The 19,007-nt window shown below is 59.5% G+C and carries 17 protein-coding genes and 1 pseudogene; 3 read left to right on the top strand and 15 right to left on the bottom strand.

What is annotated here, in order from left to right; genetic code table 11:
- Positions 1-14: 14 nt before the first annotated feature.
- The 13 genes and pseudogenes from HP062_RS21910 to HP062_RS21970 form a co-directional block, all read right to left on the bottom strand.
- Complete coding sequence (locus tag HP062_RS21910; RefSeq protein WP_077747485.1) at positions 15-644, bottom strand: bifunctional 2-polyprenyl-6-hydroxyphenol methylase/3-demethylubiquinol 3-O-methyltransferase UbiG; 630 nt, start codon at positions 642-644, stop codon at positions 15-17.
- Between the two features lie 175 nt (positions 645-819).
- Positions 820-1,176, bottom strand: coding sequence for a DUF6124 family protein (locus tag HP062_RS21915; RefSeq protein WP_010464820.1), 357 nt, complete (start codon positions 1,174-1,176; stop codon positions 820-822).
- A 542-nt stretch (positions 1,177-1,718) separates the two neighbouring features.
- Positions 1,719-2,362 (bottom strand): annotated as a pseudogene (locus HP062_RS21920) (methionine ABC transporter permease).
- The gene (locus HP062_RS21925; protein ID WP_145309099.1) at positions 2,352-3,473 is read right to left on the bottom strand and encodes a methionine ABC transporter ATP-binding protein; all 1,122 of its coding nucleotides are present in this window, start codon (positions 3,471-3,473) and stop codon (positions 2,352-2,354) included. Before HP062_RS21925 ends, HP062_RS21920 begins: the two are co-directional and overlap by 11 nt.
- Positions 3,474-3,475: 2 nt before the next feature.
- The gene (locus HP062_RS21930; RefSeq protein WP_172792016.1) at positions 3,476-4,285 is read right to left on the bottom strand and encodes a MetQ/NlpA family ABC transporter substrate-binding protein; all 810 of its coding nucleotides are present in this window, start codon (positions 4,283-4,285) and stop codon (positions 3,476-3,478) included.
- A gap of 143 nt (positions 4,286-4,428) precedes the next feature.
- Entirely contained in the window at positions 4,429-5,787 is a 1,359-nt protein-coding gene (locus HP062_RS21935; RefSeq protein WP_172792017.1) for an LLM class flavin-dependent oxidoreductase, read from the bottom strand.
- Complete coding sequence (locus tag HP062_RS21940; RefSeq protein WP_172792018.1) at positions 5,787-6,980, bottom strand: SfnB family sulfur acquisition oxidoreductase; 1,194 nt, start codon at positions 6,978-6,980, stop codon at positions 5,787-5,789. The genes HP062_RS21935 and HP062_RS21940 overlap by 1 nt, the downstream gene beginning before the upstream one ends.
- A 23-nt stretch (positions 6,981-7,003) precedes the next feature.
- The gene (locus tag HP062_RS21945) at positions 7,004-8,194 is read right to left on the bottom strand and encodes an SfnB family sulfur acquisition oxidoreductase (RefSeq protein WP_372242826.1); all 1,191 of its coding nucleotides are present in this window, start codon (positions 8,192-8,194) and stop codon (positions 7,004-7,006) included.
- A gap of 373 nt (positions 8,195-8,567) precedes the next feature.
- Positions 8,568-9,332, bottom strand: a complete 765-nt coding sequence (locus HP062_RS21950; RefSeq protein ID WP_102593417.1) for a hypothetical protein — start codon at positions 9,330-9,332, stop codon at positions 8,568-8,570.
- A 491-nt stretch (positions 9,333-9,823) separates the two neighbouring features.
- Positions 9,824-10,579: an L-cystine ABC transporter ATP-binding protein TcyN gene (gene tcyN / locus HP062_RS21955; protein WP_010464805.1), complete on the bottom strand. Its 756-nt coding sequence runs from the start codon at positions 10,577-10,579 to the stop codon at positions 9,824-9,826.
- Positions 10,580-10,583: 4 nt separating this feature from the next.
- Positions 10,584-11,249 (bottom strand): cystine ABC transporter permease, encoded by a 666-nt coding sequence (tcyL, locus tag HP062_RS21960; protein WP_010464804.1) that lies wholly within the window; start codon positions 11,247-11,249, stop codon positions 10,584-10,586.
- Positions 11,249-12,049: a cystine ABC transporter substrate-binding protein gene (gene tcyJ / locus HP062_RS21965; protein WP_010464802.1), complete on the bottom strand. Its 801-nt coding sequence runs from the start codon at positions 12,047-12,049 to the stop codon at positions 11,249-11,251. The genes tcyL and tcyJ overlap by 1 nt, the downstream gene beginning before the upstream one ends.
- A 248-nt stretch (positions 12,050-12,297) precedes the next feature.
- On the bottom strand, positions 12,298-13,296 hold the full coding sequence (locus tag HP062_RS21970) for a D-cysteine desulfhydrase (protein ID WP_010464800.1): 999 nt from the start codon (positions 13,294-13,296) through the stop codon (positions 12,298-12,300).
- A gap of 190 nt (positions 13,297-13,486) precedes the next feature.
- Between HP062_RS21970 and epsC the strand changes: the two genes are divergently transcribed.
- Together epsC and betT are read left to right on the top strand one after the other, a co-directional pair.
- A complete protein-coding gene (gene epsC, locus HP062_RS21975; RefSeq protein WP_010464798.1) occupies positions 13,487-14,413 on the top strand; it encodes a serine O-acetyltransferase EpsC in 927 nt (308 codons plus the stop codon).
- Between the two features lie 409 nt (positions 14,414-14,822).
- On the top strand, positions 14,823-16,778 hold the full coding sequence (gene betT / locus HP062_RS21980) for a choline transporter BetT (protein ID WP_172792602.1): 1,956 nt from the start codon (positions 14,823-14,825) through the stop codon (positions 16,776-16,778).
- Between the two features lie 18 nt (positions 16,779-16,796).
- Here the strand turns inward: betT and HP062_RS21985 are convergent, their stop codons facing one another.
- Both HP062_RS21985 and HP062_RS21990 read right to left on the bottom strand, forming a co-directional pair.
- A complete protein-coding gene (locus tag HP062_RS21985; RefSeq protein ID WP_083375286.1) occupies positions 16,797-17,057 on the bottom strand; it encodes a hypothetical protein in 261 nt (86 codons plus the stop codon).
- A 135-nt stretch (positions 17,058-17,192) separates the two neighbouring features.
- Complete coding sequence (locus HP062_RS21990) at positions 17,193-17,933, bottom strand: SDR family oxidoreductase (RefSeq protein WP_083375285.1); 741 nt, start codon at positions 17,931-17,933, stop codon at positions 17,193-17,195.
- Between the two features lie 124 nt (positions 17,934-18,057).
- Here HP062_RS21990 and HP062_RS21995 point away from each other — a divergent pair, with 124 nt between their 5' ends.
- Entirely contained in the window at positions 18,058-18,948 is an 891-nt protein-coding gene (locus tag HP062_RS21995; RefSeq protein WP_172792020.1) for a LysR family transcriptional regulator, read from the top strand.
- Positions 18,949-19,007 lie beyond the last annotated feature (59 nt).

Consider the following 19,007-nt stretch of genomic DNA (forward strand, 5'->3'; position numbering starts at 1 on the left):
GGCGTCCTGTCAGGCTACACCGGCTTGCGCCACACACTCGCCAACCAAGGCTGCTGCTCCCGCGGCAGCCCGGCCGGCCGGTAGTAATGCTCCAGCTCCACAAACCCCGCCTCAGTCAGTAATTGCTGCCACGCCGCAAGATCGTGGTAAGCCCCATAACGCGGCCCATTCCACCCTTCCTGATTCTCGCCGCGAGGATTGGAACTGAACAACACGCCACCTGGCTTCAACGCCCTGCGCAACTCCTTCAACACCCGAGGCAATTCCTGGCGCGGGATATGAAACAACACCGCATTGGCAAAAATCCCGTCGAAGCGTCCATCCGGCAGGTCCAGCTTCAGAAAGTCCTGCTGCCATACTTCGCATCCACTGTCCTCACGCGCCATCTGCGCAAACTTTTCCGAACCATCGAGCCCGACAGCCGTGTGGCCCATGCGCGTGAACGTCTGCAAATCCCGCCCCGGCCCACAGCCGAAATCGAGAATGTCGAACGGCGCCTCGCCCTGAATATGCCGCAGCAGGGCATCGATGTTCTGGCTGACATCATGATCGCGAGTCCCCTCGCGAAAACCTTCGGCCACCGAGTTGTAATGGTCCAGGGTGGTGGCGGTGATCTTCTGGAGGTCGTCGGGGGTTTGCTTCATGGTCGGCTGCGCAGGCAATGGGGATATGGCCGAATATACGCCATCAGACGTGGGGCTGCTTCGCAGCCATTCGCGGGCAAGCCTCGCTCCTACAGTTGATCGAGTTGTTTCGACAGACGCGTACTCCTGTAGGAGCGAGGCTTGCCCGCGAAGGCGATTTCACTGCCGACCGATGTCAGCCCTGCTTCATCCCCAAACAATCAATGGAGCGATCAACCATGGCTTTGGCAATCTCCAGCAAATGCCAAACGGAAAACACCATGGCTCGATCCGCCCCCTTGAGGTGATCGCCACACTGATACGCGGTGACTGAAGCGCAGCGCAGCAAGTCCGCAACATAGAGTTGGGTGTCTTCAAAGCTCACGTCTTCACTGACGTTGTAGAACCGCAGTTCATCGGGGGCCGAAGGCTGTTCTCCGGTGAGGTAGAAATCGATCGCACGATAAAGGGCGGAACGATCTCTGAGTGGATCGTCGGTGGGTTTGTCTTGGGTGGATGTTTCGGGAGGTGGATCGGGGACAGATCTTTTCATTGGCGTTGCTCCTATTGCTGCAGGGGAGCCGACACCTTCGCCTACTAAGCGGTGGGTGGCAGCTGTACGCAGGTAGTAGGCCGGTCAATAGGAAAACCGGTGCACCCGAGAGTGCCCCACGTACAGCCACCATTTTCTGCACGCGGCAAGCAACACCGGGCATGAGCATGGAACCGCCATACGCCTATTGTTCCGGGCTACTAAACCCGATCACTGATGAGCAGTGACGGACCGAGACTAGCCACCGAATTTGGCAGGCGCAAGCGAGCGGAATGATCTAGGAAATGTCCTGCAAATGAAAGGGACCAGGCCTGTAGGCACACTGATTTTCCTGTGGGAAATGTTCCCCCTGTTGCGAGGGAAATTGCCCGTGTCGAGGACACTTTTGTGGCGAGGGAGCTTGCTCCCGCTGGGCTGCGAAGCAGCCCCCAGCCATTCAATGAGGAGTGTCAGATAAACCCGGTCTAAAGATCTTGCGATTGCTGCGCAATCGAGCGGGAGCAAGCTCCCTCGCCACAAAAGCGCTACAACCTTGACCGTGTTCAGCGCTTGTTGAGCCCCTGAGCCAAGCGATCCCCACCCAGCTGGATAATCGCTACCAACACCACCAGCAACACAATCACCGTCAGCATGATCTGGCTGTCAAACCGCTGATACCCATACCGATACGCAATGTCCCCCAACCCCCCGCACCAATGGCCCCGGCCATGGCCGACGAGTTGATCATGGTCACCAACGTGATGGTGAAACCACCGACAATCCCCGGCAGCGCCTCGGGCAACAGCACGTGCCAGACGATGTGCCAGCGCCGGCAACCCATCGCTTGGGCCGCTTCGATCAAACCGTGATCCACCTCGCGCAAACTGACTTCGGCTATGCGCGCAAAGAACGGCGTGGCGGCAATCGTCAGCGGCACCACCGCGGCCCAGACCCCGTAAGTGGTGCCGACGATCAACCGGGTGAACGGAATCAGCGCCACCATCAGAATCAGAAACGGAATCGAGCGGAACAGGTTCACGAAGGCGCCCAGTGCACGGTTCAGCGCCGGTGCTTCGTAGATGCCGCCTTGTGTGCTGGTGACCAGGATGACCGCCAGCGGAATCCCCGCCAGCAGCGCAATCAGCGACGACACGCCCACCATCAGAAACGTGTCGATGAAGCCTTGCAACAAACGATCAAACCACATAACCGAGCACCTCCACCTGTTGCGCCCAGTGGCCGGCGCGCTGACGCAGTTGCTCGGCGCCCAAGGACGACCCCGTCACCGCCAGCAGCAATTGCCCCAGCGCATGGCCCTGAATGCGTTCCACGCCACCTTGCAGCAACCTCACGCGACCGCCGAGGGCGCTGAACAGCGCTGCCAGATCCGGTTCGTCTGTGGCGCTGCCGGTGAAGCGCAAACGCAACACAACCGCCGCATCCGAGGACTGAGGTTGTGGACGCAAACCGCTTTGCAGTTCTTCCGGCAGCGCGTGTTGCAGCGGCGCGAGCAAGGTCTTGCTGACTTCATGCTGCGGGTCGCCAAAGACTTTCCAGACCGGCCCTTGCTCGACGACTTTTCCGTGCTCCAGCACCACCACCCGATCACAGATATCGCGGATCACCGCCATCTCGTGGGTGATCAGTACGATGGTCAAACCAAGCCGCTGATTGATCTCGCGCAGCAGGCCGAGGATCGATTGCGTGGTCTCCGGGTCCAGTGCCGATGTGGCTTCGTCACACAGCAGGATCTCCGGGTCATGCACCAACGCGCGGGCGATGCCGACACGCTGTTTCTGTCCGCCGGACAGCTGCGCCGGATAGGCCTTGTGCTTGCCTTGCAGGCCGACCAACTCCAGCAGTTCGCGGACTTTCTGTTCGCGTTTTTCCTTGGGCACACCAGCGACTTTCAGTGGCAATTCGACGTTCTGCCAAACGGTCTTGGCCGACATCAGGTTGAAGTGCTGGAAGATCATGCCGATCCGTCGGCGCAGCGCGACCAGGCGGTCTTCATCGAACTCGCCGATGTCCACTTGATCGATCAGCACCCGGCCGCTGCTCGGTTGTTCGAGACGGTTGATGGTGCGGATCAGCGACGACTTGCCAGCGCCGCTGCGACCGATGATGCCGAACACTTCACTGCGCTGGATCGCCAGGTCGATGCCGTGCAACGCCGCCACTGGACCCTGCTGACCGGTGTAGGTTTTGCCCAGGCCGATGAAGCGCACATGAGCGCGGTTCAGGTCCGGGTGCAGTTCGGTCTGTTCGGCTTTATGTGGCTCTGGAATCTCCAGTCGCCGTTGGATCGCGGCCGTCATCCTCAGCTTTCCCAGCCGGCTTGATAGAGCTTGCCGTGGGCTTTATCCAAGGCTGCACGAACAGCCGGCGAGTGCTGGTAGATATCGACAAACTTGATCAGGCGCGGATCGGTTTTGCTCTTGGGCTGGATCACGAACTGGATCACGTATTCCTTGTGATCGAGACCGTCGAACAGCAACGCCGAACCGGCATCGAAAGTCTTCGACAGACGTATATACGCCGGGTAGCCCTGCACCAGATCGGCATCGTCATAGGCGCGCACCAGCTGTACCGCTTCAACCTGGAGGATTTTGATGTTCTTCGGGTTGGCGATGATGTCTTCTTCGGTGGCCTTGTAGCCGACACCCGGTTTTAGGGTGATCAGGCCGGCCTTGGCCAGCAGTTGAAGACCGCGACCGCTGTTGATCGGGTCGTTGGCGATGGCGACGCTGGCGCCTTGCGGCAGTTCGTCGAAGCTTTTGTATTTTTTCGAGTAGAGGCCGACGTTGTTGATGATCCCCGGCGCAAACGGCACCAGGTCAAAACCGGCGGCAGCCTTGGCGTTTTCCAGGAACGGTACGTGCTGGAAATAGTTCACGTCGATGTCGCCGGCCGCGAGGCTGACGTTGGGGGCGATCCAGTCGCTGAACTCCACGAGGTCGACTTGCAGGCCTTGTTTTTTGGCTTCCTCGACGGCGGCTTCCAGCGGGATGGCGAAGGCCGCGGTGGTGCCGACTTTCAGCGGCGCGTCGGCGGCGAAGGTGACAGAACTGAAGAGGCCGAGGGCCAGGGCCAGTGCTTTGACTGGGTGGGAGAGGCAGGTCTTTTTCATGATGGGGTTTCCAGTCAGTGCATAAATTTTGGGTGTTTGGGCGGGCCTCTTCGCGGGCAAGCCTCGCTCCTACAGGTTCAGCGCCGTACCGGACATTTGTGAACGACCAATACCTGTAGGAGCGAGGCTTGCCCGCGAAGCTTTTAGCGCCGAAACGCCGAGCCCGTATGTTGCTCAGGCAAATGCGCTTCGCCGTGAAACAGCTTTTCCCGCAGGCTGCCGTTGTCATAAGCCGTTTTGTACGACCCACGCCGCTGCAGCTCCGGAATCACTAGCTCAATGAAATCCACATAGCTTTCCGGCGTGACAATCCGTGTCAGGTTGAAGCCATCCAGCCCGGTCTCGGCGATCCACGATTCCAGTTCGTCCGCCACTTGCTCAGGCGAACCCACCACCGTGATGTAGCGGCCGCCGAGGGCGTGTTGCTCGAGCAATTTGCGCCGGGTCCAGTCGTTGTTTTGCAGGTTTTTGGTCGCCGACTGGATCGCATTGCTCTTCACGTACTGGATCGGCTCGTCGATCTCGTAGTCGGAGAAGTCGATGCCGGTCGACGCCGAAAAATGCGCCACGCCGGCCTCCGCGCTGGCATAACTCAGGTATTCGGCGTGCTTGGCCCAGGCCAGTGCTTCGGTGGCGCCGACAATCACGTTCAAGCCCATGAACACCTTGATGTCTTCGGGATTGCGCCCGGCTTCAATAGCGCTGGCGCGAACCTTATCCACCTGAACCTTGGTCGATGGTTTGTTCTGCCCGCTGATGAACACGCACTCGGCATGACGCCCGGCGAACAGCAAACCGCGATCGGAACTGCCGGCCTGAAACAACACCGGCGTGCGCTGCGGCGATGGCTCGCAGAGGTGATAACCCTCGACCTGATAGAACTCACCCTTGTGTTCGACCTTGTGCACTTTTTCCGGTTGGGCGTAGATCCGCTGTTGCGGGTCATTCAACACCGCGCCGTTTTCCCAGCTGCCTTCCCAGAGTTTGTAGAGCACTTCGAGGTATTCATCAGCCTGGTCGTAACGGCGGTCGTGTTCGACCTGTTCGCTGAGGCCCATGGCCTTGGCGGCGCTGTCGAGGTAACCGGTGACGATGTTCCAGCCGACCCGGCCGCGACTCAGGTGATCGAGCGTCGACAGGCGGCGGGCGAACAGGTACGGCGGTTCGTAAGACAGGTTGGCGGTGAGGCCGAAACCGAGGTTTTTCGTCACCGCCGCCATGGCTGAAACCAGCAGCAGCGGGTCGTTGACTGGCAGCTGGATCGATTCTTTCAGAGGCACGTCCACCGAGTTCTGGTAGACGTCGTACACGCCGACGATATCGGCGATGAACAGACCGTCGAACAAGCCGCGTTCCAGCAACTGCGCCAGTTCGGTCCAGTATTCAACGGTTTTGTATTGGGTGGAGGTGTCCCGTGGATGCGTCCACAAGCCGTGGTTGATGTGCCCGATGCAGTTCATGTTGAACGCGTTGAGCAGGATCTTCTTTCTCGCCTCGGCCATCAGATGGTCCCCCGCAACGGAGGGTTTTCATCGTTGAGGTAGTAGTTGCCGACGGCGTGATACTTCCAGCGCACCGGGTCGTGCAGGGTATGCACCCGCGCGTTGCGCCAGTGGCGATCGAGGCCGTGTTCGATCAGCGTTGCCTGGCTGCCGGCCAGTTCAAACAACGTGCTGCCGGCGGCGAGGGAAATGTCGGTGCTGATGGCGCGGGCTTCGGCAACGGCAATCGAGGCCGCAGCGACGGTCTCGGCGTTGGTGTTGGCCTGGGCTTTGTCGAGGAATTCGCCGGAGCGTTCCAGCAAGGCTTCGGCGGCGTGCAGGCGAATGCTCAGGTGGCCGAAACTCTTGAGGGTGAGCGGGTCGTCAGTGGCTTTTTCATGGGTGGCGTCGATCCACGGTCGGGTTTTGGTGCGCACGAAGTGCAGGGCATCTTCATAGGCGGCGCGGGCGATGCCGGTGTCGATGGCGGCGTGAAGAATCTGTGCCAGCGGGCCAACGGTGGTCGGGCGCTCGAACGCACTTTGAAACGGGATGACGTCTTCGGTGGCGACGTAGACGTCTTCGAACACCACCGAACCGCTGCCGGTGGTGCGCTGGCCGAAACCGCTCCAGTCGTCGATGACGGTCAGGCCTTTGCTGTTGTGGGGGACGAACGCCAGTTGCTGCACGCCGTTTTCATCCACCACCGACGTCGGAATGCGTTGCGCATAGATCGCGCCGGTCGCGTAGAACTTGCGACCGTTGATGCGATAACCGTCAGCGTCGCGGGTCAGGCTGGTGACGCGGTCATGGGCGGTTTTGGTGCCCAGTTCCGCCAAGGCATTGCCGAAGCGCTGGCCGGCGAGCACTTCGGCGTACAGGCGTTTTTTCTGCTCTTCGCTGCCGTTCACGCGCAGCACTTCGAGGGCGTAGAAATGGTTCTGCGGGATCTGTCCGAGCGAGCCGTCAGCCTGGGCAATCAGCGCGATAACCTTGGCCAGGGTCACGTTGGAAACCCCGGCGCCGCCGTATTCCTTGGGCACGCTGATGCCCCAAAGACCCGAGCGGGAAAACACTTCCAGCTCCGGGTGCGGCAAACGGCGTTCGCGGTCGCGCAGGGCGCTGTCGCGTTTGAAATCTTCGGCCAGATCGGTAGCGACGATCAGGGCTTGCTCATCGCTGGTTATGACCGCGACGTGGTGAGAATGAGTCATGTGTTTCTCCAGAGATCTGGTCGTTAAATCCAGGAGTGGCGAGCGGGCAGCGTGCCGTTCAGGTGATAGCTGCCGATGGCGTGGTATTTCCAGCGCACCGGGTCGTGCAGCGTGTGCACGCGGGCGTTGCGCCAGTGGCGGTCGAGATTGAATTCGGCGAGGGTCGCGCGGCTGCCGGCCAGTTCGAAGAGCTTTTCGCTGGCGAGCAGCGAGATCTCGGTGGTCAGCACTTTTGCTTCAGCGACGGCAATCGACGCGCGCGCGGCGGACTCGGCAGTGAGTGGCGCGGCGCTGACCTCATCGAGTACTTGCCCGGCCTTGCGCAGCAGTGCCTCGGCGGCGTGCAGTTCAATTTTCAACTTGCCGATATCGGCGATGACGTAGAGGTCGTCGCTGGCCCGCTCGACCTTGGCGTCGATCCACGGACGGGCACGGGTTTTCACGAACTCGATGGCATCGTCGATGGCACCGCGAGCGATACCGGCGTCAATGGCCGCTTGAATCAGTTGCGACACGGCACCCTGGATGTTCGGGCTGTCGTTGATCTTCCAGTTGTCTACCACCAGCTCGGCGTCGACCCGCACGTTGTTGAGCAAAATAGTGCCGCTGGCGGTGGTGCGCTGACCGAAGCCTGACCAGTCATCCACAATGCGCAGGCCCGGTGTGCCGCGACGGACGAAGGCCAACACTTGCTTGCCGTCGTCGTTCAGCGCCTTGACCGCCACCCAATGGGCGAACAGTGCTCCGGTGGAGTAAAACTTCTGCCCGCTGATGACAAAACCATCCCCGTCAGCGGTGATTCGTGCTTTGAGTTCGAGGGTGTTTTTGGTGCCGCGCTCCGGCCCGGCATTGCCGATGCGCCAGCCTTCGAGCACGCTTTTGAACAGCTGTTTTTTTTGCGCATCGGTGGCGCTGCCGAGTACCAGGTGCAGGATGCCGAACTGGTTCTGCGGGATCTGTCCCAGTGCCGGGTCCGCCGCAGAAATGATCGCGAAAACCTCGGCCAGGGTGACGAACGAAACCTGCGGGCCACCGTACTCGCGCGCAATGGAAATGCTGCCCAGGCCGCTGCGGGTGAACTGTTCGATTTGCGACCATGGCAATTTGCGCTGCCGGTCACGTTTGGCCGCTTGCAGGCGGGCGACTTGCGCCAGCTCATGGGCGGCCTTGATGGCTTGTGCGTCGTTGCGCAGGACCTGCGCGGGCAACAACAGGGGGCGATGTCCAGATCACTCTGAACGATTGCATCTGCAAGACTGGACATCAGTGCCGCTCCTTGGCTGCACGCAATGCCCTGGCGATCTGCACTGGGGTGATTGTGTTCCGGGCCATACCTACCTCACATCTCATGGAGTCGCCGCGAGGGTTGCGGCGAACGAAAATCAAGAATGTCCGGTGGTCCGGTGCATATACCCTAAACGCGTATAAAAAATTAATAAACTAACTTTTGGGAATATGCATAGAAGGGTGTTGCTTCCCCTGTAGGAGCGAGGCTTGCCCGCGAAGGCGGAGTGTCGGGCACCTTTGATGTTGGCTGACGCACAGCCTTCGCGGGCAAGCCTCGCTCCTACAGGGACGGCGGTGTTTTTACTTTTTGCGCGTTTCGGCGGCTTTCAATTGCTCTTTGAACGGCACTTTCAGATAGGGATTGTTGCAACCGATCTTGAGCCAGCGCGGTGGTGCCCAGCCGGAGTTGTTGCCCACGCGATCGAGGATGCAGTAAGTCACCTCCAGCCGAAGGTCTTCGCCGGCTTCGAGAATGATCGCCGGCGGCACCCAGACCTGAACCGGCTGGCCCACCTCGTCGGCCTTGAGCTGCGGCAGGTCCATGCGCACATCACCCCAGCGCAGGGTGATTTCATCGTCGACGGCCATGTTCAGGTAAGGCTCGATGGTCAACGGCACGCCCCGCTTGATCTGGTTCGGATTGACCCCCTGACGGCGAATGGTTTCGGGGATGCCCACTGGCGCCAGGTGCTCGTTTTCGTGGCCGCACAGCGTGAGTGGCTGACCGCCCGGGCAATCGAGCTTGATCTGTACCCGTGTGGCGAGCGACAGCGCCGGCCCCTGTCCGACTTGCATGACGCGGTAGTGAATGCAGGAGGAGCCATTGGCAATGAAGCTTTGCGGCACACGCAGACTGACGACTTCGCCGACATCGTCGGCCATGAGGACGCGGGAGGCGACGTAGCAGTTGTCCCAGAACAGTTCGATCAGGTCGCCTTCGTCCATGCCGGGGTAGGGCGCCACATCGATCAGCAGATGGGCCGCCGAAGTGACATTGATGCCAGTCTTGTGGGATTGCGCCAGGGTAGGGGCCGCAAGTCCGGATTTATTCGAGGTGCTTGTCATGGGTTTCTCCTTGACGCCTTGCAGCGAAGTCCGTTTCTGAAAAAATCAAAAGGCGTGTATTACCGAGCAACAAAGTTGTTCACTATTTGCAAGTTTCAATAATGGTTTTTAACGATGGTTGACGCCTGCTGGGGACTAGATAAGAGTGCGCCTGAATAGGTGTCAATAGAACTGACTAGTTAAGTAGGGTATTCAGTGCTATTCAGAAAAATCCTACGCCTTAAAGTTAATATGCCGCACCGCTCTGTCGAATTTCGCCGCGTATTTATTGATTTTCGGGCGCGGGTGGCGGCGACGGTGTGCTCATTGATGGCACTGGATCTGGCGGATTTTAGGCGCGTTTAATCTGTTGCAGAACATATATATGTACCGCATGCAGTTGTAAAAATTAATCTATTGTTCGAATGAACGAGAAGAGAGAGTCGAGCGATGTGGGTGGCGGGGTAAGTTGTCACTTCCATCCATGGAAGTTGACAAATAGTGAAGCGATATTAAGGGTTGGTGTTATTCAGGAACTTGCTGAGAAACTGCTTCGTCCGTTCTTCTTTCGGGTTGGCAAACAACGCCTTGGCTTCGCCTTGCTCGACGATCACACCCTTGTCAAAAAACACCACACGGTTGGCCACGTCCCGGGCAAAGCCCATTTCGTGGGTAACGATCACCATGGTTCGCTTCTCTTCGGCCAGGCTGCGGATGGTCGCCAGCACTTCACCCACCAGCTCTGGATCAAGCGCTGAGGTGGGTTCATCGAACAGGATCACTTCCGGCTCCATCGCCAGTGCACGGGCAATCGCCACACGCTGCTGCTGACCACCGGAAAGGCGTCGCGGGTAAGCGTCTTCCTTGCCCGCCAGGCCAACCCTGGCCAATAGCTTTTTACCCAGGGCAACGGCGTCGGCGTGCGGGATCTTCTTCACGATGATCGGGCCTTCGATGACGTTTTCCAGGGCGGTGCGATGGGGGAACAGGTTGAAGTTCTGGAACACGAAACCGACATGCTGACGCAAGCGCCGCACCAGGTTCTGCTGCTGGTTCAACGGGCGGCTGCCATCGATCTCGATGTCACCGACCTTGATCCGGCCGCTGGTGGGTTCTTCCAGAAAATTCAGGCATCGCAGGAAGGTGGTTTTACCCGAGCCGCTAGGCCCTATGATCGCGACGACCTCACCTTCCTTCACTTCCAGATCGATGCCGTTGAGCACCACTTGACCCTTGAACTGCTTTGTCAGTTTTTCCACGACAATCATTGGGTCAGGACTCCTGGTCGTGCCGATTGACCCGCTCTTCCAACTTGTTCTGCAGGTGCGAGAGCACCGTGGCCAGAATCCAGTAGATCAGCGCGGCGGCAAGGTACATGGTGAACACTTCGAAGGTGCGTGCTGTGATCAGTTGCGCCTGGCGGAACAGTTCCGGCACCTGGATGGTGGCGGCCAGCGCGGTGTCCTTGACCAGCGAAATGAAGCTGTTGCCCAGCGGCGGTAATGCGGTGCGCATCGCTTGCGGGATAATGGCCCGGCGAAGGGTTTGCGCACGAGTCATGCCGATGCTGGCGGCAGCTTCCCACTGACCGCGCTCGATGGAGCTGATCGCGGAACGCAGGATTTCACAGGCGTAAGCGGCCATATTCAGCGAGAAGCCGATCAGGGCCGCCGGCAGCGGATCGAGTTCCATGCCCAATTGCGGCAAGCCGTAATAGATCACGAACAGTTGCACCAGCAACGGCGTGCCGCGAAAGAACGACACGTAGATGCGGGCGATCCAGCTGACCAGCTTGAAGCGCGACAGGCGCATCAGTGCCAGGCCGAAGCCCAGCATGAGGCCGAAGAACATCCCGCCCAGGCTCAAGATGACCGTGTAGTAGGCCCCCTTGAGCAGGAAAGGCAGGGAGTCCAGTGCGAGTTGAAAAGCTTCTTCCATTATTGAGTGACGTCAGCGCTGAAGTATTTTTCCGAAAGCTTTTTCAGCGTACCGTCGGCACGCAGCTTGTCGATGGCTTTGTTCACCGCAGCCAGCAACTCAGGCTCGCCTTTGCGCAGGGCAATACCGGCTTCCTGACGGGAGAACGCTTCGCCGGCGGCGGTGGTGTCCTTGGCTTTCTTGGCGTATTCCAGAGCGGCCAGACGGTCGATCAGAATGGCGTCGATGCGGCCGACGCGCAGGTCCTGGAACTTGGTCGGATCATCGTCATAGGTCTTGATGATGGCTTTTGGCTGATTGTCTTTGAGCCACTGCTCGTAGTTGGTGCCCAGGCCTACGCCGACTTTCTTGCCGGCCAGATCGGCGGCAGACTTGATGTTCAGCTCCGCGGCCTTCTTGGTCAGCACCAGCGCCTGAATCCCGGAAACGGTGTACGGCTCGGAGAAGTCATACTTCTTCTTGCGCTCTTCGGAGATGGTCACCTGGTTGATCACTGCGTCCAGACGTTTGGATTCCAGCGCCGCGAGGATGCCGTCCCATTTGGTCGGTTGCAGTTTGACCTTCACGCCCAGTTCTTTGGCCAGGGCTTCGGAGAACTCGACTTCGAAACCGGCCAGTTTGCCGTCGGCGTCAACGAAGCTGAACGGTGGGTAAGTGCCTTCCAGACCGACGTTGATCACGCCCGCGTCCTTGATTTTTTGCAGCTGCTCACCGGCAACCGCTTGCCCCAGCAGACCGGCGCTCAGCGCCAGGCCCAGCGAACCGACCAGCAGATTTCGACGTAGTGCGGAAAAATTCATGACAAGCCCCTGTGTTTTCTTATGAAGACGCTTTTAGGAATGTTGGCAAAATCGGGATTTGGACGACTGCAATATCCTGCCCTAAAGCAGCGTATGCGTCTCGCTGCAAATTCGCCTGCGGCGTGACTATATGATGGCGCTTTTAGATAGGAAAATAATAAATATCGTGTTTGTTATTCTTTTATTTCATATGAGATACACGCGATTCCCTGTGGCGAGGGAGCTTGGTCCCTCGCCACAGGAGTACTTCAACTGGTCAGCGAGTCCTTGTAGGCAAACAACGCTGGTGCCCCGCCGGTATGCAGGAAAATGATCGGGCCATCGTTGAACCGTTGACGACCGATGCCATCCAGCAACCCGGCCATGGCTTTACCGGTGTAAACCGGGTCCAGCAGCAACCCTTCCTGACTCGCCACCAGCTTCACCGCCGCCAGCGTCCCGGCATTCGGCTCGCCATACCGCGGGCCAAAATATTCGTCCCACAGTTCGATCTTGAAACCCGCCGGCAGGCTCACGCCCAGCAACTCGGCAGTGCGCTCGGCCAGGCCCTGGACTTTCGGGCGCTGATCTTCATCGCTACGGGACACCGTGACACCAATCACTGGCAAATCCGGCAGTACTTCACTCAGTGCCAGCGCCAGACCACTGTGGGTCCCGGCACTGCCCGAGGCCAGGACCACGGCGGCAAATTGCAGGCCGGTGTCCTTGATCTGTGCGGCCAGTTCCAGCCCGGCGCGCACATAACCCAAAGCGCCCAGCGCATTGGAGCCACCAATCGGCACCAGATACGGTTTCTTGCCGTTATTGCGTAAACGGTCGGCCAAGGCTTGCAGTTGCTCGTCGGCATTGTCGAGGTTTTCCACCAGCTCGACCTTGGCATCGAACAGGTCGAGCAGCAGCCGATTGCCGTTGCCCAGGTAGTTGGCGTCGTCGGTGCCCAATGGATTTTCCAGCAGCGCGACGCAGCCCAGGCCAAGCTTGGCCGCAATGGCGGCAGTCTGGCGCACGTGGTTGGACTGAAGCGCACCCGCGGTGATCAACGTGTCGGCGCCCTGGGCCAAGGCATCGGCCGCCAGGTATTCGAGTTTGCGCAGCTTGTTGCCGCCCATGGCCAGCGGTGTCAGGTCATCGCGTTTGACGTACAGATCACGGCCGAGCCAGGTCGACAGCCGTTCGAGTTTTTCAAGTGCGGTAGGGTGGCCGAGGAGGTCGAGGCGGTTAAAGCGGGCAAGCTGTTGTTTGATCATGGGTCCGTACTGGCCAAGGAAGATGTCAGGACTATAGGCACGGCTATATGCATGGGCAACCGTCAATCGCTTATAGCCAAAAGAACTGAACACAGCACAATTGGTTCTTAATTCGGCCTCCAGACCTTGCCGTAAAGTAATCGCCGACAACGCGGCCAGACACTCCGGCCGCCCGTGAGGAGTTTTTACCGTGAGCGAGCGTTCCAGCCATTGGCAATTGCAGACCATCGTCAGTCAACTGCGTACTGCGCGGGACCAGTGGCGCGCACAAAACGGCCGAGTCAGCGGCGAGCAGGGCGGTCGCGAATTGCCTTCCCGGGCCGCCATGGCGGAGATACTGGAAGCGCTGTGCGGTGCCTTGTTTCCGATGCGTCTGGGACCGGTGGATTTGCGTGAGGAGAGTGAAGACTTCTACGTCGGGCACACGCTGGACGTCGCGTTGAACGCGTTGCTGGCGCAAGCACGACTCGAACTGCGTTACGCCGCTCGTCACAGCGCCGAAGCTGACACCGAAGTGGAGGCCAAGACTATTGCGATCATTCAGGATTTCGCCCTCGCGTTGCCGGGGCTGCGCAGCTTGCTGGACACCGATGTGCTGGCGGCCTATCACGGTGACCCGGCAGCTCGTAGCGTCGATGAAGTGCTGTTGTGCTATCCCGGGATTCTGGCGGTGATCCACCATCGCCTGGCGCACCATTTGTACCGCTCGGGGCTGCCGCTGCTGGCGCGGATCAGCGCAGAAATCGCCCACTCGGCCACCGGTATCGACATCCATCCTGGGGCGCAGATCGGTCGCAGCTTCTTTATTGATCACGGGACGGGTGTCGTGATCGGCGAGACGGCGATCATTGGTGAACGCGTGCGGATTTATCAAGCCGTGACGTTGGGCGCCAAGCGCTTCCCGTCGGATGAGGACGGCCAGTTGCAAAAGGGCCATCCGCGGCATCCGATCGTTGAGGATGATGTGGTGATCTATGCCGGCGCGACGATTCTGGGGCGGATCACCATTGGCAAGGGCTCGACCATTGGCGGCAACGTCTGGCTGACCCGTAGCGTACCGCCGGGGTGCAACCTGACGCAGGCGAATTTGCAGCATGATGACGGGACGCAGAAGTAAGCTTCGAAATTTCAGCTGATTGCACCGGCCTCATCGCGAGCAGGCTCGCTTCCACAGTGGATTTTTGAACGACACATCTCCCTGTGGGAGCGAGCCTGCTCGCGAATGGATTTCAAGGCGCACGGTAATCATGGCATTTAGCTAATTTCCCGCTGAACGAATCCCCCAAATCCCACGTCATACCCATCCTTGAGCTAGCGTACAGAACGTACCGCCGAGCCCTGCGATTAGTCCTTAGCACCCTATTCATGTTTAACTTGAACGCTCATTCAAGTTAAACCGCCGGTTTGCTGCCCGTTCACAACAGGAGGCTTGCCTTGCCGAGTCCGTTATTGATTGCCCTGTTTCACCCCCTTGAGGTGCACCTTTCATGAGTGCATCGTCCCTCCCTCCAAGCGGCCAGGTCCGCATGAATCCGCCGGTGTTTTATTTCGCGGCGACCTTCATTCTGCTGTTCGGCATCGTCGTCATTGCCATGCCTGAACAGGCCGGCGCCTGGCTGCTGGAAGCGCAAAACTGGGCGGCCAATACGGTCGGCTGGTATTACATGCTCGCGATGACGCTGTATCTGGTCTTCGTGGTGGTCACCGCCTTGTCTGGCTACGGCAAGATCAAGCTCGGTGCCGACCACGACGAGCCCGAATTCAGTTACCTGTCCTGGGCCGGCATGCTGTTCGCCGCCGGGATCAGCATCACGCTGTTCTTCTTTTGCGTGTCCGAACCGCTCACTCACTTGGCCCAACCACCGCAAGGCGAGGCCGGCACGGCGGATGCGGCGCGTCAGGCGATGCAGATTCTGTTTCTGCACTGGGGCCTGCACGGCTGGGGCGTGTTCGCCTTTGTCGGCATGGCGCTGGCCTACTTCGCCTACCGCCACAACCTGCCGCTGGCCTTGCGTTCGGCGCTCTATCCGCTGATTGGCAAGCGCATCAACGGCCCGATCGGTTACGCCGTGGACGGCTTCGGCATCATCGCCACGGTGTTCGGCCTCGGCGCCGACATGGGCTTTGGCGTGTTGCACCTCAACTCGGGCCTGGACTACCTGTTCGGCATCGCTCACACCCAGTGGATTCAGGTCGGCCTGATCACGTTGATGATGGGCGCGGCGATCATCGTCGCGGTGTCCGGCGTCGATAAAGGCGTGCGGGTGATGTCCGACATCAACATGCTGCTGGCCTGTGCGCTGTTGCTGTTCGTGTTGTTCGCCGGTCCTACGCAGCACTTGCTCAACACCCTGATCCAGAACATCGGCGACTACCTCGGCGCGTTGCCGATGAAGAGTTTCGACCTGTACGCCTACGACAAACCCAGCGACTGGCTGGGCGGCTGGACCGTGTTCTATTGGGCCTGGTGGATTGCGTGGTCGCCGTTCGTGGGCCTGTTCATCGCCCGGATCTCCCGTGGCCGTACCATTCGCGAATTCGTCTTCGGCGTGTTGCTGATTCCGCTCGGTTTCACCCTGGCGTGGATGTCGATCTTCGGCAACAGCGCCATCGACCAGGTCCTGAACCACGGCATGACCGCACTCGGCATGTCGGCCGTCGACAATCCGTCGATGACCCTCTACCTGCTGCTGGAAACCTACCCGTGGAGCAAAACCGTCATCGCGGTGACGGTGTTCATCAGCTTCGTGTTCTTCGTCACCTCGGCCGACTCCGGCACCGTGGTGCTGTCGACGCTCTCCGCCAAGGGCGGCAACCCGGATGAAGACGGGCCGAAATGGCTGCGGGTGTTCTGGGGCGCGATGACCGCGCTGGTGACCAGTGCGTTGCTGTTCTCCGGCAGCATCGATGCGCTGAAGTCAGCGGTGGTGCTGACGTCGTTGCCGTTCTCGATGATCTTGCTGCTGATGATGTGGGGGCTGCACAAGGCGTTCTATCTGGAGTCGCAAAAGCAGATCGCGCAGCTGCATTCCCTGGCGCCGGTGTCCGGCTCGCGGAGGGGCGGTTGGCGTCAGCGTTTGACCCAGGCCGTGCATTTCCCGTCTCGCGATGAGGTCTATCGCTTCCTCGACACCACGGTGCGCCCGGCGATCGAAGAAGTGAGCGCCGTGTTCGTCGAGAAAGGATTGAACGTGGTCACTCAGCCCGACCCGGCCAACGACAACGTCAGCCTGGAAATCGGACACGGCGAAGAGCATCCGTTTATCTATCAGGTGCAGATGCGTGGCTACTTCACGCCATCGTTTGCCCGTGGTGGCATGGGTTCCAAGGAACTCAACAACCGCCGTTATTACCGGGCCGAAGTGCATTTGAGCGAGGGCAGCCAGAACTACGATCTGGTGGGTTACACCAAGGAGCAGATCATCAACGACATCCTTGATCAGTACGAACGGCATTTGCAGTTCTTGCACTTGGTGCGTTGAACGTAGTGGCGGTGCTGTTCACGTTTCGGTGGTCAACACCATGAACAGCACCAGCGCCGCCACCGGTACACCGAACACGGCGCTGCCAACGACCAGTTCAGTGCTCAACGGCTGGCCGGCATTGACCATGCCGACCGCGCCGTTGATCAGTGTCAGGGCCAGCCACAGGACCACAAAACTGTAGGTCAGGGTCTCGCGGCTGAAGCCGATTTTCTCGCCGATGAACAGCATCAGCGCCAGCAGGATCAGGCCGAAGGTGATGATGATCGTGGTGTGCATGATGCATTCCGTCCTTTCGATGTGTGCTGCCCTCAAGACCGCCTTCGCGGGCAAGCCTCGCGCCTACAGATTGCGCGCAACCCCTGTAGGCGCGAGGCTTGCCCGCGAAGGCGTCTGGCCTGCCTGCAAACCAGCTTAAACCAATCCACCATTCACCCGCAGAATCTGACCATTGACCCAAGCCGAATCCGGCCCGACCAGAAACGACACCACACGAGCAATGTCCTCCGGCTGACCGAGACGCTCCAGCGGAGGCATCTTGGCGAAGGTCTGGATCTGCTCTTCGCTCTTGCCGTGCAAAAACAATTCGGTCGCTACCGGCCCGGGGGCGACTGCGTTGACGGTGATGTTGCGCCCGCGCATTTCTTTGGCGAATACCTGGGTCAGGGATTCCACGGCCGCTTTGCTGGCGATGTACACCGCATAGCCTGGCAGGTTGAGCCCGACGGTGCTGCTGGAAAAGTTGACGATCCGCCCGCCGCTGTTCAGACGCGTCGCCGCCTCACGCAAGGTGTTGAAGGTGCCACGCGCGTGGATGTTGAAGGTCTGGTCGAACAGTTCGTCTGTGTGTTGCGCCAGCGGCATCACTTTGAGAATGCCGGCGTTGTTGATCAGCACATCGACCTTGCCCAGTTGCGTTTCGGTCTCGTCGAACATCCGGCGCACGTCGTCGGCATTGGCCACATCGGCCTTGATCGCTATGGCTTGATGGCCGGCCTGACGCAACTCCACCACCCGTTTTGAGGCTTCGATGGCGCTGCTGGCGTAGTTGATGGCGACGGCGAACCCTTCGCTGGCCAGTTGTCTGGCGATCACGGCACCGATGCCACGGGAGGCGCCGGTCACGAGGGCAACTTTCGAAGTTTGAGTAGTCATGGCGAACCTTTGAAGGTGTTTGTTGGGGTGAAGCCAGATTCACATGTTTACCGAAGTCGATAAATGCACGAGAGTTGCCTTGACTGTTCAATAATCGCCAACAATCGAGGAGCAGGAGCCAAGCGTGGATCAAGTCAAAGCAATGAAGGTTTTCGTGCGGATCTACGAGCGCAGCAGCTTCACGCTGGCCGCCGAGGACCTGAATCTGCCGCGGGCGACGCTGACCCATACGCTGAATCAGTTTGAAGCGTGGCTCGGTACGCGCTTGTTGGAACGCAGCACCCGCAGGGTGCGTCCGACGCTGGACGGCGAGGCCTACTATCAGCGTTGTGTGCACTTGCTGGCGGAACTGGAAGAAGCCGAACTGGCGTTTCGCGGTTGCGCACCCAAAGGCCGCTTGCGCGTTGACTTGCATGGCACCCTGGCCAGGCATTTTGTGATCCCGGCATTGCCACAATTCATGGAGCGTTACCCGGACATCGAGTTGTCCATCAGCGAAGCCGACCGTTTTGTCGACCTGATCGCTGAAGGCGTCGACTGCGTGCTGCGCGCCGGCACCTTGAGTGATTCGGCGCTGATCGGAAAACGCATCGCCAACCTGCGCCAGATCACCTGCGCCAGCCCCGCCTACTTGCGCAAACACGGCGAACCGCAAAGCCTGGAAGACCTGAAACACCATCGCGCGGTGAACTACGTCTCGCGCACCACCGCCAAGTTGTTCCCCTTCGAATTCATGGTCGATGGCGAGCTGAAAGAAGTCGCTATCGAAGGCGCGGTTTCAGTGTTCGGCGCGGAAATCTACGCGGCGTCGGCAATTGCCGGGCTCGGCCTGATCCAGTGTCCGCATTACCGTATGGAGGCGCAGATTTCCCAAGGCCTGGTGCAAGAAGTCCTCATCGACACGCCGCCACCGTCAATGCCGGTTTCGGTGCTGTACCCCCACAACCGACACATGTCGCCACGGGTTCGGGTGTTTGTGGATTGGTTGGGGGAGCTGTTTACGGGCGCTGTTTGACCTTGCTGTTCTTGATCGTTCCCACGCTCCGCGTCGGAACGATCATCTGTGAAACGTTT

It is taken from the genome of Pseudomonas sp. B14-6 (genome assembly GCF_013260315.1).
Lineage (GTDB): Bacteria > Pseudomonadota > Gammaproteobacteria > Pseudomonadales > Pseudomonadaceae > Aquipseudomonas > Aquipseudomonas mandelii.

What these genes read in the sequence shown, in the direction of transcription:
- tcyN (WP_010464805.1), bottom strand. Translation starts at nt 10,579, where the DNA reads ATGATTGTCGTGGAAAAACTGACAAAGCAGTTCAAGGGTCAAGTGGTG.
- betT (WP_172792602.1), top strand. Translation starts at nt 14,823, where the DNA reads ATGAATCCGCCGGTGTTTTATTTCGCGGCGACCTTCATTCTGCTGTTC.
- HP062_RS21935 (WP_172792017.1), bottom strand. Translation starts at nt 5,787, where the DNA reads ATGGCCGAGGCGAGAAAGAAGATCCTGCTCAACGCGTTCAACATGAAC.
- HP062_RS21985 (WP_083375286.1), bottom strand. Translation starts at nt 17,057, where the DNA reads ATGCACACCACGATCATCATCACCTTCGGCCTGATCCTGCTGGCGCTG.
- HP062_RS21930 (WP_172792016.1), bottom strand. Translation starts at nt 4,285, where the DNA reads ATGAAAAAGACCTGCCTCTCCCACCCAGTCAAAGCACTGGCCCTGGCC.
- tcyL (WP_010464804.1), bottom strand. Translation starts at nt 11,249, where the DNA reads ATGGAAGAAGCTTTTCAACTCGCACTGGACTCCCTGCCTTTCCTGCTC.
- HP062_RS21925 (WP_145309099.1), bottom strand. Translation starts at nt 3,473, where the DNA reads ATGACGGCCGCGATCCAACGGCGACTGGAGATTCCAGAGCCACATAAA.
- HP062_RS21940 (WP_172792018.1), bottom strand. Translation starts at nt 6,980, where the DNA reads ATGACTCATTCTCACCACGTCGCGGTCATAACCAGCGATGAGCAAGCC.
- HP062_RS21990 (WP_083375285.1), bottom strand. Translation starts at nt 17,933, where the DNA reads ATGACTACTCAAACTTCGAAAGTTGCCCTCGTGACCGGCGCCTCCCGT.
- tcyJ (WP_010464802.1), bottom strand. Translation starts at nt 12,049, where the DNA reads ATGAATTTTTCCGCACTACGTCGAAATCTGCTGGTCGGTTCGCTGGGC.
- HP062_RS21970 (WP_010464800.1), bottom strand. Translation starts at nt 13,296, where the DNA reads ATGATCAAACAACAGCTTGCCCGCTTTAACCGCCTCGACCTCCTCGGC.
- HP062_RS21915 (WP_010464820.1), bottom strand. Translation starts at nt 1,176, where the DNA reads ATGAAAAGATCTGTCCCCGATCCACCTCCCGAAACATCCACCCAAGAC.
- HP062_RS21910 (WP_077747485.1), bottom strand. Translation starts at nt 644, where the DNA reads ATGAAGCAAACCCCCGACGACCTCCAGAAGATCACCGCCACCACCCTG.
- HP062_RS21950 (WP_102593417.1), bottom strand. Translation starts at nt 9,332, where the DNA reads ATGACAAGCACCTCGAATAAATCCGGACTTGCGGCCCCTACCCTGGCG.